Here is a 16,604-nt window from a genome sequence, read left to right as displayed (position 1 = left end):
AGGATTATCCCCCATACAGCACAAATATGCCCCGCATCATGAAGAACGCACGACTGTCCTACTGCGACTTAGGGTGCTTCTTCTTATTGAGTGCCGACGGAGATACGCGGATACCGTCGCCCGTCTGTCGCACATAGGCTTTATGAGCCGGCTTAGCGGTCCCAGAAGCCTTCTGAGCGTGCTTCCTGGGATCAACGGTAACAGCATTCGTGGGGTGCGGCTTAGTGGGCGCAGAGGGCGTCTGAGGAGCGCGGCCGAGCTTGCGCATCACGCGATCCCAGCGCGCATGGATACTCTCGTTGTGGGCGCTCTTAAGGCCCAGCAGGGGCGCAGCCAAAATGGTCGGCGCGATAAACGTAATGAGACGCCACAGCAGATAGCCGGCGGTCGAAGCCGACCCAAAGAAATGACCCAAGAACAAAGCAAAGCCGCCCTCAGCGCCACCAGTTCCACCGGGCAAGGGAACCGCAGAGCTCAGCAGCTGGACAAAGGCGCTCGCGGCCATGACCGAGAAAAAGTCGACCTCGTGGTGGCCAAAGGCGAGCATCAGAAAATACGGCACCAGATAGAAAAACGCGAGCTGCAGCATGGTGATAAACACGGTGAGCAGCATGGAAGAAAAATGTCCGGCCGAAAGCTTGAACTTCTCGGAGAAGGAGTAGATCTCGCCATCGACAAACGAGCGCCATCCATCGATCTTAGTGGCCGAGACACCTATGCGCTCGAGCCAATTGATGATGCAATGGGCGACGCGCGTGACGGTCTTGGGCATGAGCGCGACGGCGAAGATGCCGAGCAGGATGCAGCAGTGACCGCCAAAACTAAAGACGCACAGCAGCGTCATGTCGCCATAGCGCTCGGCAAAAAACGGCATGCGAGCAAGCAATAGGATAGCGCCCCAGGCAACTAGGCCAAACTGATACACAATAAATCGGGTGAACTGCGTGGCACCCGCTTCGCCCACGTTTTGGCCCGCTTTGGTCAGGCGGTAGATCTGGGCAGGCGTAGAGCCCATCATCATGGGCGTCAGGTTGCCAAAGAAGATGCCACTCGCCTCGACCGAGATCAGGTCGCGAATGCCGACGGGTGAATTGGGGTCGAGCCAGACGGCGATCGCATAGGCCACAATGCCAAAGAACAGATACATGAACATGCAAAGACACGCGACAACGAGCCAGGGCGCCTGGACGCTCGACATAGCAGCCCAGAACTGCCCCATCTGCCCGGTTACCACCAGATAGACGATATAACCCACCAGCACAACGCCGATAAAGATTGCGCCGCGGCGTGCGCTCTTATTGTCATCGCCGCCCGAGGCCTCAACCTCGACCTGGGGCTTGGACGTATGCTGAGAGGACTCCGTCATGAGACTCCTTCTAACAGTCAAAATATCTTGGTTATTGTACCCGTAAGGGCCATAAGCAGAACGCAAAGCTCTTGTTCAAACGGGAATGACAGACAGTTGTTTGATAATAAAAAACCCGGTCTTCCGTGGAAAGACCGGGTATCAGATGCGTGGTAGCCCGTACCAGATTCGAACTGGTGATCTCCGCCTTGAGAGGGCGGCGTCCTAAACCGCTAGACGAACGGGCCATAAGCCTCAGCAGAAAAGAAGTGGTAGCCCGTACCAGATTCGAACTGGTGATCTCCGCCTTGAGAGGGCGGCGTCCTAAACCGCTAGACGAACGGGCCACATGACATCTGCACTGCCGTGCTGCGAGGAAATATATTACGGGACAAAAAACGCAAGCGCAAGAAGAAATTCCAAATTGCCGAAATTTTGTCGCGAGGTTATGGAACGCGCAGGTCAACAAGGTAGCTAATTTGGGACGGGGCTATTTTAGCTACCCTAGGTGGAGATGAGTCAGGAGGGCTTCGCGGTTGTTGGGGATGTTGTCCTCGATCACGGCGTCGAGGGCGGCGTTGAGAAGCTGTCCCAGCTCCGGCCCCGGCTTGACGCCGGCGCGGATCAGGTCGCCACCATTGATGGCAAGCATCTTGAGTGTATAGGGCTCCCCCGCCTGCAGCAGATCGTGGGCGAGCGTACGCATCTCCTCGATCGTCTCGACGTAATAGAAGCACGAGGGCGCCTTGCCGAGCGTGTCGGCACGCTTAAGGTCCATGAGCTCGTCCATCAGACGCGGCGTATCGACACCCTCGCCCGAAAGCGCGCGCATCATATTGAGCAGGCAGGAGCGCTCGGGGCGCAGCGGCTTGTCATGGTATTTGATCAGCAGGCACACATCGCGCACCAAATCGTGCGAGAGCGCCAGGCGATCCATGATGACACGCGCCTTCTTGACGCCGAGCTCGGGATGACCGTAGAAGTGGCCGCTGCCGTCGTGATCGACCGTAAAGCACTCGGGTTTGGAAACGTCGTGCAAAAACGCCGCCCACATAAGGCTCGACGAGGGCGCGACGCCGTCGCACAGCGCCAGCTCCCCTGCCACCGTCAGCACGCGGGCGATATGCTCGTAGACGTTAAACGCATGATAGACGCTGCGTTGATCAAACCCGCGAGCGGACGCGAGCTCGGGCACGGCGGCGCAAACAAGCTCGGGGTAGCGCAGCATCGCGTCTCCCCCATGGCCGGTCGAAAGGATACCCTCGAGCTCAATGCCCACGCGCTCGCGCGCCACGGCATCGAGCAGCGGCGCGCACTCGGCAAGGGCACACTTGGTCTCGGGCTCAATCACAAAGTCTAGGCGGCAGGCAAAGCGCACCGCGCGCAACATGCGCAGGGCATCCTCGTTAAAGCGGCGCTTAGGATCACCGACGGCGCGAATCAGCTTGCGGTCTAGGTCGCCCTGGCCATCGTAGCGGTCGACAAGGCCGCGCTCGGGATGCCACGCCATGGCATTGACGGTAAAGTCGCGGCGCGCCAGATCGTCCTCAAGCGAAGCGGCGCGCTCCACACTCTGAGGATGACGACCGTCGGTATAGAAGCCGTCCAGGCGATAGGTGGTGACCTCAATGCGCTCGCCATCGCAAATAGCCGTAATGCCGCCAAATTTAATGCCCGACTCAACTACGGCAATACCGGCGGCCTCGAGTGCCGCCTTGGACTCCTGCCACAGGCCGCTACAGCACATGTCGACATCGTGGCTGGGACGTCCCATCAGGGCGTCACGTACCCAACCGCCCACGTACCAGGCCTCAAGACCGGCATCCTCGAGGGCTCGCAACACGCACAGAGAGGCGGCTGACGGCTGCGTAGCGTTGAGCGAAACATTGCACATTCCTGTGGCCTCCTGCAATTGCGGGCATATCGATTGATGGTTTCCATGAAGTCTAGCAAGAAATGAGAGCGGGCGCACACGCGAACGCGCTTCAAGCACGATTGGATCCCAAGGCATCGACTACAAACATGAAAAAGCACCCGCCTCGGCAATCCGAGACGGGTGCTCTACAAAGCAAAGATGCAAGGTCCGTGCGCTGCGTTAGCAGACCTGACGGATGGCGATGCCCTTCTGATACTCATCGACCTTGGCAAAATCGCCCAGACCCGGGCACTCGACCACGTTGGCGCCGGTGGCCATCGAGAGGCGCAGGGCATCCTCGACGCGCTCGGGGGCGTCGTGCCACACGGACAGGAAGGCGGCCAGCGAGGAGTCGCCCGCGCAGACGGTCGACAGCAGCTTGACGTCGAAGGTGCGGTTGGCAAACCAGATGTGCTCGCCGTTGGAGAAGTACGCGCCGTCGCCGCCGAGCGTCAGCAGTACATTCTTAGCGCCCTTGGCGTGCAGCTCGGCCATGGCGCCCTTGACGGACTCGTCGTCGCCACCGCTCACCTTAATGCCAAAGATGTCGAGCAGCTCGTCGTCGTTAGGCTTAATGAGCAACGGCTCCATAGCAATGAGGTCGGCCAGCTGATGGCTCGAGATATCGAGCACGAACTCGGCGCCCTTCGCCTTCACGCGACGCAGGACCTCTGCCAGGAAGCTCTCGGAGGTGTTGGGGGGCAGCGAGCCGCTGATAACCAGGCAGGTCATGTCATCGAGCGAATCGATAAGCTCAAACATCTCCTGCTCGTTGGCTTCGTTGATGGCGGCACCGGCGTTGACCATGTTGTACTCGGTGTCGGGACCGGCGTTGAGGAACACGTTAACACGCGTGATGCCGTCAGTCCACACGGGCTTGACGGGCACGCCCAGGGCCTCGGCGCCCTTAACGATATACTCACCCGAGAAGCCGGCGAAGAAGCCCAGGATCGTGGTGTCGACGCCGTAGTGGTCGAGCGTAAACGAAACGTTGAGACCCTTGCCGTTGGGGGTGTAGACAGCGTTACGGGTGCGGGTAACGGTGTTGGCGGACAAGCCATCGCAGGAGATGTTGTAGTCAATAGCGGGATTTGCAGTAAGCGTGTAAATCATGAATGTTCCTTTCACGAAGCAACGTGTTAATGAAAGTATATTCCACGCTTCGGCATAAGGCTACAACAACTCGGTGAACGGTGTGGAACGCGTGAAGCGCGGCTCCGAGGTTCGAGTGGGACAAAAAACGGCGCCCCGGTCGAAACCGGGACGCCGTATGCGCACGAGTTTGTCGTGTTTCGCTTACTTGCGATCGAGCTTGCGAACGGCAACGCGCTTGCTGTACTCGTCGACGTGACCAAAGTCGCCGATGCCGACGGACTCAGCAACGTTGGCGCCGGTGGCCATAGCGAGCTTCATGGCCTCCTCGACGTTGTCGCGATCCCTGTACCACTTGTGCAGGAACGCAGCGAGGGTGCAGTCGCCGGCGCAGACGGAAGAGACAAGCTTGATGTTGAACTCACGCTTGGCATACCAGATGTCCTCGCCGTTGGAGAAGTAAGCGTCACCGCGGCTACCACGGGTGAGCAGCACGTTCTGGACGCCGGCCTCGTGAGCCAGCTTCATGGCAACGCGGACCTCGTCGTCGGTGTCGACCGGCACGCCGAAGATAGCCTTCATCTCGTGATGGTTCGGCTTAATGAGCAGCGGCTTCTTGTGAGCGAGCTCCTTGAGCTTGTCGGAGGACAGGTCCAGGACGACGTCGGCGCCACGGGCCTGAGCGTGCTCCATGACCTGAGCCAGGAAGTCGGGCGTAGCTTTGGGAGGCACGGAGCCGGAGACGATCAGGCACTCAAGGTCGCCCGCGGTGTCCAGGATGTTGTAGAGCTCCTCCTGATGCTGCGGCGTGATCGGAGCACCGGGGTTCAGGATGCCGTACTCGTGCTGGCCATCGTTGACGTAGGTGTTGATGCGCGTGATACCGTCGGTCCAGACCGGGCGGCAGAGGCAACCCAGGTTCATGACCTCCTCGACGATGAACTTGCCCGTGAAGCCGGCGAAGAAACCGAGAGCGACGGTGTCGACGCCCATCTTCTTAAAGGCGAAGGACACGTCGAGGCCCTTGCCGTTAGCCGTGTAGCTGGCCGAGCCGGTGCGGACGTTCTCGTCGGGCTCGAGCGGAGAGCTCGAAACCGTCATGTCGACAGCCGGGTTAGCGGTTAGCGTGTAGAACATTTACAGTACCCCCTGTATATGTGAGGGCCGCGTGGCCGGCCCATTCCAACCACGCGGTTACCTCTGATACCAAATTAGCGAGCTGCGGACTCGAGCAGTGCCTTGACCTCGGCAGCGGTGTTGCAGGCGAGCGCCTTCTCGGCGAGCTCGTCGCACTCGGCCTTGGTCCACTGGCTGATGGTCTTGCGGGCGCGCAGGATGGACGGAGCGCTCATCGAGAACTCCTCCAGGCCCCAGCTGATCAGCAGCGGCTCGAGCAACGGATCGGCAGCGGCCTCGCCGCACATACCGACCATGATGCCGGCCTTCACGCCGCTCTCGATGATGTTCTTGAGCGAGCGGAGCACGGCGGGATAGTAAACCTGGTACAGGTTGGAGATGGTGTCGTTGCCACGGTCGGCGCACATGGTGTAGCCGATCAGGTCGTTGGTGCCGATGGAGAAGAAGTCGGCGACCTCGGCCAGGCGGTCAGCGAGCAGCGAGGCTGCAGGCGTCTCGACCATGATGCCGACCTCGATGTTCTCGTTGAACTTGCGACCCTCTTCGGTCAGCTCGGTCTTACACTGCTCGACGAGCTCCTTGACAGCCAAGACTTCCTCGACGCAGGTGACGAGCGGGATCATAATCTTGACGTCACCGAAGGCGCTGGCGCGCAGCAGGGCGCGGAGCTGGACCTTGTACTGGTCGGGGTTGGCCAGGCAGTAACGCACGGCGCGGAAGCCCATGAAGGGGTTCTCTTCCTTGACCATGTGCAGGTACGGAATCTCCTTGTCGCCACCCACATCGAGCGTGCGGATGATGACCGGAGCGCCCTTGAGCGCGCTGGCGACCTTACGGTAGGCGTTGAACTGCTCCTCCTCGGAAGGAAGCTCAGCAGAATCCATGAACAGGAACTCGGAACGGAACAGGCCGATAGCCTCGGCATCGTGATCGAGCGCGTTGGGCACGTCATCGGGGTTGCCGATGTTGCAGGCAATAATCTTCTTGATGCCGTCGGCAGTCACGGACGGCTTGCCGCGGAAGGCCTCGAGAGCCGCCTTCTCGGCAGCGAAAGCCTCGGCCTTGGCAGTGTAAGCGGCGAGCGTCTCCTCATCGGGATCGGCCTCGACGATACCCTTGCCACCGTCGACGACAACGGTCATGCCGTTGCGCAGTGCGGTGCAGCTGTTGGAAACCGAAAGGACAGCCGGGATCTCGAGGGCGCGCGCAATGATTGCGGAGTGCGACGTGCGGCCACCAGTCTCGGTGACGATACCGGCAACGTGGGCCTTATCGATCGTGGCGGTCATGGACGGCGTGAGGTCGTGCACGACAACGACGGTGTTCTCGGGCAGGACGGAAAGGTCGACGACCTCCTTGCCCAGCAGCTCGGCCAGAATACCGGTGCGGATGTCGGCGATGTCGGCCGCGCGCAGACGGAACATCTCATCGTCCATGGACAGGAACATGTTCTCGAACATGGTCGAGGTGTCCATGAGCGCCTGCTCGGCGCAGGTGCCGCCGTCAATGGCGGCGTTGATGGCGTCGGTCATGCCCGGATCCTGAGCCAGGACAATGTGTCCGCTCATGATCTCGGCCTCGGCCTCGCCCACCGTCTCCTTCATGTGGTCGGCCTGAGCCTGGGTCTTCTCGCAGAAGACCGAAAGAGCGGTCTGATAGCGCTCCTTCTCTGCTGCCGAATCAGCAACCTCGTGCGGCTCAAACGTCAAGTCGGGATCGACGGCGACCATGACGGTGCCGATACCGATGCCCTCGGAAGCGTTGACTCCCTGATACATTCCCATTCCTCTCTCCGTGTCATGTGATAAAGCGTTTTGCCATATCCATGACAAAAGAGCGCAGCTACCTTAAGACAGGTCACTGCGCCCCCAAATATGAACTTAGTTGTTCAACATGCGACCCGTTTGAGTTCTACTCGCCAAGACCGCTCTTGATGAGCTCGATGGCAGCAGCCAGAGCCTCGGCCTCGTCGGCGCCGTCGCACTTGACCTCGACCTCGGTGCCGCAGGGGATACCAGCAGCCATGAGGGCCATCGGGGACTTGCCGTTGACCTCCTTCTCGGGGGTGACGACCGTCACGTCACAGGCGTACTTGCCCATGGTGGAGGCGAACAGACCAGCCGGACGCATGTGCAGACCCTGAGGATTAACGAGGGTAGCCTTCTCAGAAACCATAGTTGACTCCTTTTTTTGTGTTTAACCCCTGTCATGCATGTGGCAGGAGTCAGATTCACGACGTTGTTTATATTAACTCACATCAAACGGTTTTTCATTGTGTTTCGCACGAATTGTTGGACAGATGTCGTTCGCTGTCCGCTCGCCTGCCGGGCGGGGCGGTTAAGTTTGCTGCTCTACAGTCCGGCGCAAGACAGAAAGCACATTAAGTGCTTTCCTTTGCGTGCGGAACTCACGACAAACTTAACCGCCCCGCCCGGCAGGCGAGTTGCGGAAACTCGGATGGTCCAGAGCAATATCGTGCGAAAGGAATTCTGGCTGAATTTTTGTCCGCACGGACGATCTAATAGACAAGCCGCGCTATCCCCTTCTTCTAACTTGCGGTGAAATATGGACTGATTTTGGGGTTGAAACGTTTAAACAGCCCTTATTTCACCGCAAGTTAGAAGAAGGGGGATGAAAAAGGCGGAGGCCCTGGGGAGGGACTCCGCCTTATATACAGGGGGGGCGATGTTATTCGCGTACTGTGGAATTAGACCAGGCGGGCGTTGATCGTCTTGGCGATCTCGGCGGCGTCGGTGGAACCCTTGACGGTGGCACGGAAGTCCTCGTCTATGAGCGCCTCGGCGACCTTGGACAGGATCTTGAGGTGCGTGGTGCCAGCCTGTGCACCAGGGATGAGCAGAGCGATGGCCACGTTGACGGGAGCGCCGTCCATGGTATCCCAACCGGTCACGCCGGACTCGTCCTTAACGACGATGACGGCAGCCTCGGTAATGGCATCGGACTTGGCATGCGGGATGGCGAAGCCCTCCATCATGCCCGTGGTGCCCTCGGCCTCGCGGGCCAGGAAGGCGTTCATCACGGCGTCGGCGTCGCTGGCGATACCGGCCTTGACAGCCTGGTTGGAAACGAAGCTCAGAGCCTCGTCACGAGAAGCGAAGTCCTCGGCGACAAAGACATTCTCAACCTTCACGAAGTCGGCAGCCTCGGCCTTAGGGGCCTCAACGGCAGCGGCCTTGGAAGCCTCAACCGGCTTGGCTACAGGAGCGGCCTTCTGATTCTTCTCGAAGTCGTACTTCTTGAAGGCCACGAACAGGATGCCACCGACAACAGCACCGATGAGGATCGCGAGAACCCAAAGCGGACCGTTCTCGACAACGGGCAGGACCAGGAAGCCACCGTGAGGCGCCGGATCGTGAACGTTGAACAAAATGGTCAGGATCGAAGCGATGGAGGAACCGAGCATCATGATGGGCATGACCGGCCAGATGTTCTTGGTCATGAACGGAATGGCGCCCTCGGTGATGTGGGTGCAACCAAGAATGAGGTTGACGATACCGGCGTCGTGATCCTCCTGGCTGAAGTACTTCTTGCCGACAACGACGGCGAAGGTGGTGATCAGCGGCGGAACGATGCAAGCTGCGGAGACGGCAGCCATGAAGTTGGTGCCGAAATTGTAGGTATCGGTGCCAACGCCGGCAGCCAGTGCCTCGGTGAGCATGGCGGTACCGGTGACGTAAGCAGCCTTGTTGACCGGGCCACCCATGTCAAAGGCGCACATGCAGCCGATGGCAAGACCCAGGACAACGGCGCCAGAGGCGGACAGGCTCTTGAGGAAGTCCATCATGGCGGTGTTGATGGCAGCCATGGGGCCGGAGATGCCGAGCATGACCAGACCGACGATGGCGGTCGAGAACAGCGGGTACAGGAAGATAGCCTTGAGGCCGTCCAGGTTCTTGGGCAGACCGGCAAAGACCTTCTCGAGCAGCAGGATGACATAGCCAGCGAGGAAGCCGCCGACGATGCCGCCCAGGAAGCCGAAGCCCACGCCGGCGCCACCGGCGTCGATCATGCCGGTCTCGGCGTTAACAGGCAGGCCCTGAATGGCGATCATACCGGCAACAAAACCAGGGACGAGCGCCGGGCGCTTACCGATGGACTCGGCGATGTAGGCGGAAAGCACCGGAACCATGAGGTTCATGGCGATGCCGCCGATGATCTTGAGCATGGCAGCGAAGCTGTTGTAGTCAGCAGCCGTCGAATCGAAGGATGTGATGCCCCACAGGAACGAGACGGCGGTCAGGACACCACCGGCAACGACGAAGACCAGCATATGGCTGACGCCGTTCATAAGGTGCTTGTAGATGACGTGACCGATGGACTCCTTCTCCTCGGCCTCGTCCTCGACATCGGCAGCGGCTGCAACCGTGTTGTCGCCCTTGGCGGCGAGCGCGCGGTCAATCAGCTTACCGGCGGCCTCAACGGACAGGGCCTTGGAAACACCAACGGAAACCATGGGCTTGCCGGCGAAACGCTCAGCCTGGACATCCTTATCGGCTGCGACGACGACGGCCTTGGCACCGGCGATCTCGCTCTTGGTGAGCTCGTTCTCGACACCGACCTGGCCATGGGTCTCAACCTTAATGGTCAGACCTCGCTCGGCAGCTGCCTTCTCCAGCGCCTCCTTCGCCATGAAGGTGTGCGCGATGCCGGTCGGGCAACCGGTAGCGGCGATGATGTCAAACTTAGCCATGTGTCCCTCCTTCTTGAGTACTGCGCCCGCAGGCGCTCCCCTACACGCGCATCCTTGCGCGCTTTTCCACAACTGAAAGATACCAACCTACCGTCCGCGTGAGAAGAGACAAGGCGCAATTCTCCGGTGAAAGGTTCTTTCATAACCGTAAACGGTAAGTGAAAGTTTACCATCAACACTTGAAACGGCAAGGTGTATCTTGTAATTGAAAATCCCCCTATACTATGACATTACAAAACGAGTCCGATTTTCATGCCAACCAGGAGCCATCCATGACCGATAGTAGCAAGAGCGCACTTTCCCTCATTAGTACCCACCAGGGATACAGCGAGTCCGAGCAGCGCATTGTCGACTATATATTGGAGCACCAGTCCGAGGCGCCACGCCTCACGGCGGCTCAGCTCTCGCGCGCCGCCGCCACGTCCGAGGCGACCGTTTCGCGCTTCTGCCGCAAGCTTGGCTTTGGCAGCTTCCGCAGCTTTCAGTTTTCGTTGGCGAGGGATTTGGAAAGCCAGCGCAACGAGGGCCTGACTGACGAAGTCTCGCTCGACAATATGGAGCAGAGCCTTAAGAACATCCTGGCTGCCAAGGTGAGCGAGCTTAATGCGACCATCGACGGGATCGACCACGATACGTTGGCGGCTGTTGTGCATGCCCTTAAGCATGCAGGGGTTATTGAGTTTGCGGCTGTGGGCAATACGAACGCGGTCGCGCTCGATGCGACGTTTAAGTTTTCGCAGCTGGGCCTGCGCTGCATGGCAAGCACCATTAGCGAGACCTCGATCGGGTTTGCGCTCACGCTACGCCCCGGCGACGTCATCGTGCTCATCTCAAACTCCGGCAAATCGCGCCGACTGAATCGCATGGCAAAAGCTGCTCGCGACTGCGGTGCAACCGTAGTCGTCATCAGCAGCGACAGCAAGTCTCCACTCGCACGCCTGGCAGACTATACTTTTAATACCGTCAACCACGAGGCGTTGCTGACGACGGGCGACTTTGCGTTCTCCAAGATCAGCGCCACGATGATCATCGAAGTCATCTACAACTTCCTGCTGCCCGAGATTGAAGACGCTCGCGAACATATCAGCTACTACGAGGAGCTCATCCAGCCGGACAAGGTCGTTGAGTAAAACGCGTAGTGGGACAAAAATTTCAGTCTATTTTGTCCCACCAACACCGCTGATACGACCTAGCCTCGAACTTCTTCGAGCATCTGCTTTGCGTGGGCCAAGCTTGCCTCGGACTGATCGCCGCTCAGCATGCGGGCGATCTCGGCGGTACGCGCTTCGCCGGTTACCTCGTCCAAATGCGTCTGGGGAACATCGCCCGGCTCCTTGCTGACAACATAATGCTTGTCGGCCATGACGGCGACCTGCGCCAAGTGGGTTACGACAATCACCTGATACGTAGCGGAGAGATCGGCCAGCACACCAGCAAGAGCACGAGCCGTGGAACCACCGACACCGGCATCGACCTCGTCAAATACCAGTGTGTCGACGCCGTCAGCATTACCCAAGACCACCTTGCTCGCCAGCATAACGCGGCTGAGCTCGCCGCCCGAGGCAATGCGGCGCAGAGGGCGTGGCGTCAAGCCGGCACCGCTCCGATACAGAAGCTCGTAGCTCGAAGGACCCGCCGGCGTCCACTCGGCGCGCGGAAGATCACGCGACTCCCAAACGAGCTCGGCGCCGCCCATCTCCAAGCGTGCCATCTGACGACCAACCTCGTGGCAGAAGCGCGGGGCCGCCGTATTGCGAGCGCGCTTAAGCGCCTTGGCAGCGGCAAACAACTCGCGCTCAGCAGCACCAAGTGATTCGCGCGCCTTTTTGATCTGTTCATCGCCATCATCGACCAGGGACAGCAGCTCTTGCGAGCGATCGCGCATGGCAAAAACATCGTCCATGGTGGGACCCCACTGACGCAACAGGCCCTTGAGGTCGGAAAACCGCTCACGCATGCGAGCGAGCTCGCGCGGGTCGAAGGCGACGCCATCGCGATAAGCACGCAGCTCGTTGGCGCAATCCTCGAGTAAGATGCAGGCATTCGAAAGTGCGTCGGCGATGTCACCCAGTTTACGATCGACGGTAGCCATGCGCGACAGTTCTGCCACGGCGCCGTTCACGGCATCGAGCGCTCCCCCTTCGGAAGTAAGCGATGCATGGGCATCGTTGGCCGTCGCCACCAGCACCTCGGCATGCTCGGAGCGCGGCAGCAGCTCCTCGAGCTCCTCATACTCACCCGGCTTGGGGTCGACCTCGGCGATACGCTCCAGGGCGAAGCGCGCCTCCTCGACGCGACTCCCCTGCGCGCGTGAGGCTTCCTCCACACGGCGAAGCTCCTTGGCGGCGTCACGCGAAGCCTTGAAGCAGGCACGGTAACGGTCGAGCGCCTCGAGCGCAGAGCGACCAGCCCAGGCATCGACCATGGCAACGTGATGCGCCGGATCGAGGAGGCGCTGGTGCTCGTGCTGACCGCAAAGATCCATCATCACGCCGACGCGCTCCGAAAGCTCACGCACGCTGGCGATGCGGCCGTCAATTTTTACGCGGCTGCGGCCCTCGGCAGAAAGGCTACGCTGTACGGTGAACCCCTCCGTGTCGTGCGGACCGTCGAACAGGCGCGCCTCGACGCTCGCCAGCGCCTCGCCCTCGCGCACCGTCGACGAATCCGCGCGCTCGCCCAAAATAAGCTTGAGGGCCGAGAGCAGCGCGGTCTTGCCGGCGCCGGTCTCGCCGGTCAAAACCGTTAGGCCCGCACTCGGAACCAACGTCGCCTCGCGAATGAGCGCGATGTTGGAAACCTGCAGCTCATCGATCATGGCGCACTCCATAGAACACGCGGCTCACCGAGTTATAGAAGCTCTCGGGACCGTAATCAAGCAGCAGCACGTCGCCGGGACCACGGCGCACGGCCACGCTCTCGACCGTGCCATCGCAGGTAATAAACTGTCCGTCGATGGCAATCGCCGGCACGCTCGGGCGATCATCGGACATAAAGATCTCGACGACATCACTCGGCGAGGTCAAAAAAGCGCGAGCCTGAATGGTATGCGGGGCGATGGGCACACAGACCATACCCGTGTAATCGGGGCTGACAATGGGACCGCCGGCGGAAAGCGCGTAGCCGGTGGAGCCGGTCGCCGTCGAAACGACGACACCGTCGCCGCGAAGGCGGTCGATATGATGGCCGGACACCGTGATGTCAAACTCAACCATATCGGACAGGGGGCCGCGCGTAAGTGCCATATCGTTGAGGGCAAACGTGCGCACGACATCCTTCGTGCCGTCTTCGCGCACGGACACGATATCCGCGGCGATGGTGGCGCGGCGGCTCACGTGCAGCTCGCCGGACAGGGCGTCGCTCACGACCTGCAGAATGTCGCGCTCCTCGGGGCTCGCAGCAGTTAAAAAACCCAGGTGACCATAGGAAAGACCAAGGATAGGAATCTCGCGATGGTTGAGGATGCGGGCAGCGCGCAGCAGCGTACCGTCGCCGCCGAGCGTAATGACCAGATCGGAGCCGTCAATATCAGGCGTGCTTTGAATCTTCGATCGCTGGTCGGCAGCCCATGCGACCTCATAGCCCTGGCGCGTCAGCCAAAGCTCGAGCATCAGGCCGCTCTCGACCGCCTCTTGCTTGTAGTAATTGGGAACCAGAAAGACCTTCATAGCGTTGCAGCTTTCTCGCTCAAAACCGATACCTGGGATTGCAGCTCATCGTCGGCGCGCTCCCCGGGGACAAACCTTGTGCCGTACAAGAAAAACTCAACGTTGCCCTTAGCGCCATGGATGGGCGACACGCACACGTCAAGCGGGAACAGGCCCTTGACGGCAAAAAGCTCAATCGCCGCCACGAGCGTATCGCGGCGGACGGCGGGTTCGGTCACGATACCGCCCTCGCCCACCAGCGCCGCCGGAGCCTCAAACTGGGGCTTTACGAGCGTGCAGAACGAACCCGAAGGCTTCAGGCACGCCAGCACGGCGTCGATTATATTCGCGATGCTGGTAAACGAGACATCGCACACAGCCAGGTCGATGGCGCCGGCATAACCAAGCTCAGGCAGCTGCGTCACGTTTGTGCGCTCATGCAGCGTCACGCGATCGTCCTGACGCAGCGACCAATCAAACTGGGCACGGCCCACGTCCACCGAGACAACGGTCGCAGCTCCGCGCTTGAGCAGGCAATCGGTAAAGCCGCCGGTAGAGCAGCCAACATCCAGACAGGCAAGGCCCGTCGGATTGATACCAAACGCATCAAGCGCGCCTTCGAGCTTAAGACCACCGCGGCCAACATAGGGAATGCGCCCCTTCACGTGCAGCGGCAGGCCCGGGATCACCTTAAGACCCGGCGAGGTCAAGCGCTCGCCGCCACTCGAGACCAAGCCGGCCATAAGAGTGCGAAGGGCATCCGCGCGATCGGCGCAGATGCCCTGTGAAATCAGTTCGTCATCGAGACGCACACGTTTCATGAATGCCATCAACCATTCGTATCCAGAGACGCGGCCTGACTATCCTGGGATTCGTTTGCCGCATCCTCATCGTATTCCTGCTCGAGTTTATCGGCCTCGCGAGGCGTCAGCTCAAACTTGTCGACCATGTCGACCGCACGGGAGCCCAGCTCGATCGCCTCGTCAAACAGATCGAGCGAACGCTCCAAGGACGTATCCTTGGAGCGAACGGTCGCGATGATCTGATCCAAGCGGTCCGAGATCTCGTCGAAGTTGCGGACGGAACCCTCTGGCATGGCTACTCCTCGACGGTACCGGTCTCGGCCTCGGCGACCTCGGCGTCCTCGTCGAGAACGCCGGCCGCAGCCTGAGCGGCGGCAACCTTGGCGGCAGCCTCGGCGGCCTGGGCCTCCTCGCGGGCACGGTCCTCGGCCAGCAGTTCCTGATACAGGTCCTCGCCCGGCAGCTCCTCGCTTCGAGCGATCTTGCCCAGCACGCCGTTGACAAACGACGCAGACTGATCGGTGCCATAGGCCTTGGCAAGCTCGACAGCCTCGTTAATCACGATGGCGTCCGAGACCTCCTCGTCGGTAAGGAAGCGCATCTCATAGACAGCGATACGCAGAAGATTGCGGTCGGCGCCGGGCATGCGCATAAGATCCCAGTTCTTGGCGACGGAGCGCAGGGCGCAGTCGATGCGGTCGATGTGCTCGTAGGCACCGCGGCACAGCTCCAGCGCGTAGGGGTCGAGGGGACCCTTCGAGATCAGGAAATCGCCCTCGAGGACGCGCTCGAGCGGGCTGTCCGTGGCCTCGGCCTGGAACAGCAGCTGCAGCGCCTGACTGCGGGCAAGCGTACGCCCGCGATAAACCTTAAGGCTCAAAGGTTACTCCTTGGGGAAAACGAGGCCGTCGATGCAAACGTCAACGCGCTCGACCTCGACGCCCACCTGGGCGTCGATGGCGGCAACCACGGCAGCGCGAACGGCCTCGGCGAGTTTCTTGAACGGATAGCCAAAGAACACCACGACGCGCACGGTAAGCGCGAGCTTGTCGCCGATGACCTCGGCCTCGACCGCCGGCTCGGAAGCCGGGGCCTTGGACGAAAGCATCATGGAGACAAGGTTGGTGGCAAGGTCCTTGACGCCCACGGAGGCGATGCCCTCGACATCCGTGACGGCGCGCGAGACGATGGCGGTCAGAACATCGGGCGAAATGCCGATGCCGTCAATCTTGATTTCCTGGGGCATGAGTCCTCCTAGAAGAGTTGGTTGCTAGACGCGGGAGACGAACTTGCCGTCGCGGGTGTCAACCTTGATGACCTCGCCCTCGTTGAGGTACATGGGGACCTGGATGACGGCGCCGGTGTCGATGGTGGCCGGCTTGGTGGAACCCTGGACGGTGTCGCCCTTGAAGCCCGGGTCGGTCTGGACGATGGTGGTCTCGATGAACATCGGCGGAGTCACGCCCATGAGCTCGTCATCGGCGAAGAGCAGCTGGCAGGTGTCGTTCTCGCGCAGCCACTTGGCGTTCTCGCCCACCATGTCCTCGGGAACGGGAACCTGCTCGTAAGACTCGTTATCCATGAAGATGTAGTCAGCGCCGTCGTTGTAGAGGTACTGGAACTCACGGGTGGTGAGCATGACGCTCTCGAACTTGGTGCCGGCGTTGCAGGTGTTCTCGACGACGCGGCCGCTCTTGATGTCGCGGGTCTTGTAGCGCACGAAAGCGCCGCCCTTGCCAGGCTTGACGTGCTGGAACTCGACGATGGTGTAGACCTTGTCCTTAATGCGAAGACCGAGGCCGTTCTTGAAGTCGGCGGTAGAGATAGTAGGCATAGCAACCTTTCTTGTTATTGGCGAGACGCACAAGCGTCCAAATTACATACGAGCGAAATTATACACTTGCAGACGGCGGCTGCGGCGAGCGCATAAAAAGAGAACGCGGGGCGCCCGAAT

15 protein-coding genes and 2 tRNA genes are annotated in these 16,604 nt (G+C 60.4%); 1 reads left to right on the top strand and 16 read right to left on the bottom strand.

Annotated elements, in window-relative coordinates:
* Positions 1-58 precede the first annotated feature (58 nt).
* From DXB53_RS04345 to DXB53_RS04305, 9 genes are all read right to left on the bottom strand, one after another.
* Positions 59-1,366 carry a lysylphosphatidylglycerol synthase transmembrane domain-containing protein gene (locus DXB53_RS04345; protein ID WP_117583464.1) on the bottom strand — a complete coding sequence of 436 codons (1,308 nt, stop codon included), beginning with the start codon at positions 1,364-1,366 and terminating at the stop codon, positions 59-61.
* A 150-nt stretch (positions 1,367-1,516) separates the two neighbouring features.
* Positions 1,517-1,593, bottom strand: a tRNA-Glu gene (locus tag DXB53_RS04340).
* Between the two features lie 22 nt (positions 1,594-1,615).
* Positions 1,616-1,692, bottom strand: a tRNA-Glu gene (locus DXB53_RS04335).
* 152 nt (positions 1,693-1,844) lie between these two features.
* Positions 1,845-3,239, bottom strand: a complete 1,395-nt coding sequence (locus tag DXB53_RS04330) for a CCA tRNA nucleotidyltransferase (protein ID WP_117583463.1) — start codon at positions 3,237-3,239, stop codon at positions 1,845-1,847.
* A 201-nt stretch (positions 3,240-3,440) separates the two neighbouring features.
* On the bottom strand, positions 3,441-4,373 hold the full coding sequence (locus DXB53_RS04325; RefSeq protein WP_117583462.1) for a 1-phosphofructokinase family hexose kinase: 933 nt from the start codon (positions 4,371-4,373) through the stop codon (positions 3,441-3,443).
* A 183-nt stretch (positions 4,374-4,556) separates the two neighbouring features.
* Positions 4,557-5,489, bottom strand: coding sequence for a 1-phosphofructokinase family hexose kinase (locus tag DXB53_RS04320; protein ID WP_055250439.1), 933 nt, complete (start codon positions 5,487-5,489; stop codon positions 4,557-4,559).
* 74 nt (positions 5,490-5,563) lie between these two features.
* Positions 5,564-7,267, bottom strand: coding sequence for a phosphoenolpyruvate--protein phosphotransferase (gene ptsP, locus DXB53_RS04315; RefSeq protein WP_055250441.1), 1,704 nt, complete (start codon positions 7,265-7,267; stop codon positions 5,564-5,566).
* 133 nt (positions 7,268-7,400) lie between these two features.
* Positions 7,401-7,664, bottom strand: a complete 264-nt coding sequence (locus DXB53_RS04310) for an HPr family phosphocarrier protein (protein ID WP_022094575.1) — start codon at positions 7,662-7,664, stop codon at positions 7,401-7,403.
* Between the two features lie 532 nt (positions 7,665-8,196).
* Complete coding sequence (locus DXB53_RS04305) at positions 8,197-10,200, bottom strand: fructose-specific PTS transporter subunit EIIC (protein WP_117583461.1); 2,004 nt, start codon at positions 10,198-10,200, stop codon at positions 8,197-8,199.
* Positions 10,201-10,472: 272 nt separating this feature from the next.
* Between DXB53_RS04305 and DXB53_RS04300 the strand changes: the two genes are divergently transcribed.
* Positions 10,473-11,330, top strand: coding sequence for a MurR/RpiR family transcriptional regulator (locus DXB53_RS04300; RefSeq protein WP_117806188.1), 858 nt, complete (start codon positions 10,473-10,475; stop codon positions 11,328-11,330).
* Between the two features lie 59 nt (positions 11,331-11,389).
* Here the strand turns inward: DXB53_RS04300 and DXB53_RS04295 are convergent, their stop codons facing one another.
* From DXB53_RS04295 to efp, 7 genes are read right to left on the bottom strand one after another with little or no spacing between them, the layout of a single operon-like run.
* Entirely contained in the window at positions 11,390-13,018 is a 1,629-nt protein-coding gene (locus DXB53_RS04295; RefSeq protein ID WP_117583459.1) for a DNA repair protein RecN, read from the bottom strand.
* Positions 13,008-13,868 carry an NAD(+)/NADH kinase gene (locus DXB53_RS04290; protein WP_035138200.1) on the bottom strand — a complete coding sequence of 287 codons (861 nt, stop codon included), beginning with the start codon at positions 13,866-13,868 and terminating at the stop codon, positions 13,008-13,010. The genes DXB53_RS04295 and DXB53_RS04290 overlap by 11 nt, the downstream gene beginning before the upstream one ends.
* Entirely contained in the window at positions 13,865-14,668 is an 804-nt protein-coding gene (locus tag DXB53_RS04285) for a TlyA family RNA methyltransferase (protein ID WP_117583507.1), read from the bottom strand. The genes DXB53_RS04290 and DXB53_RS04285 overlap by 4 nt, the downstream gene beginning before the upstream one ends.
* Before the next feature lie 8 nt (positions 14,669-14,676).
* Entirely contained in the window at positions 14,677-14,943 is a 267-nt protein-coding gene (locus DXB53_RS04280) for an exodeoxyribonuclease VII small subunit (RefSeq protein ID WP_117583458.1), read from the bottom strand.
* 2 nt (positions 14,944-14,945) lie between these two features.
* Entirely contained in the window at positions 14,946-15,530 is a 585-nt protein-coding gene (nusB, locus tag DXB53_RS04275; protein ID WP_117583457.1) for a transcription antitermination factor NusB, read from the bottom strand.
* Positions 15,531-15,533: 3 nt separating this feature from the next.
* Positions 15,534-15,896 carry an Asp23/Gls24 family envelope stress response protein gene (locus tag DXB53_RS04270; protein ID WP_117583456.1) on the bottom strand — a complete coding sequence of 121 codons (363 nt, stop codon included), beginning with the start codon at positions 15,894-15,896 and terminating at the stop codon, positions 15,534-15,536.
* Positions 15,897-15,920: 24 nt separating this feature from the next.
* Entirely contained in the window at positions 15,921-16,484 is a 564-nt protein-coding gene (gene efp, locus DXB53_RS04265; protein WP_117583455.1) for an elongation factor P, read from the bottom strand.
* Positions 16,485-16,604 lie beyond the last annotated feature (120 nt).

Source organism: Collinsella sp. OM04-5 (genome assembly GCF_003439125.1).
GTDB lineage: Bacteria > Actinomycetota > Coriobacteriia > Coriobacteriales > Coriobacteriaceae > Collinsella.
The sequence above is the reverse complement of the archived record's forward strand: the minus strand, read 5'-3'. Positions and strand labels throughout refer to the sequence as shown.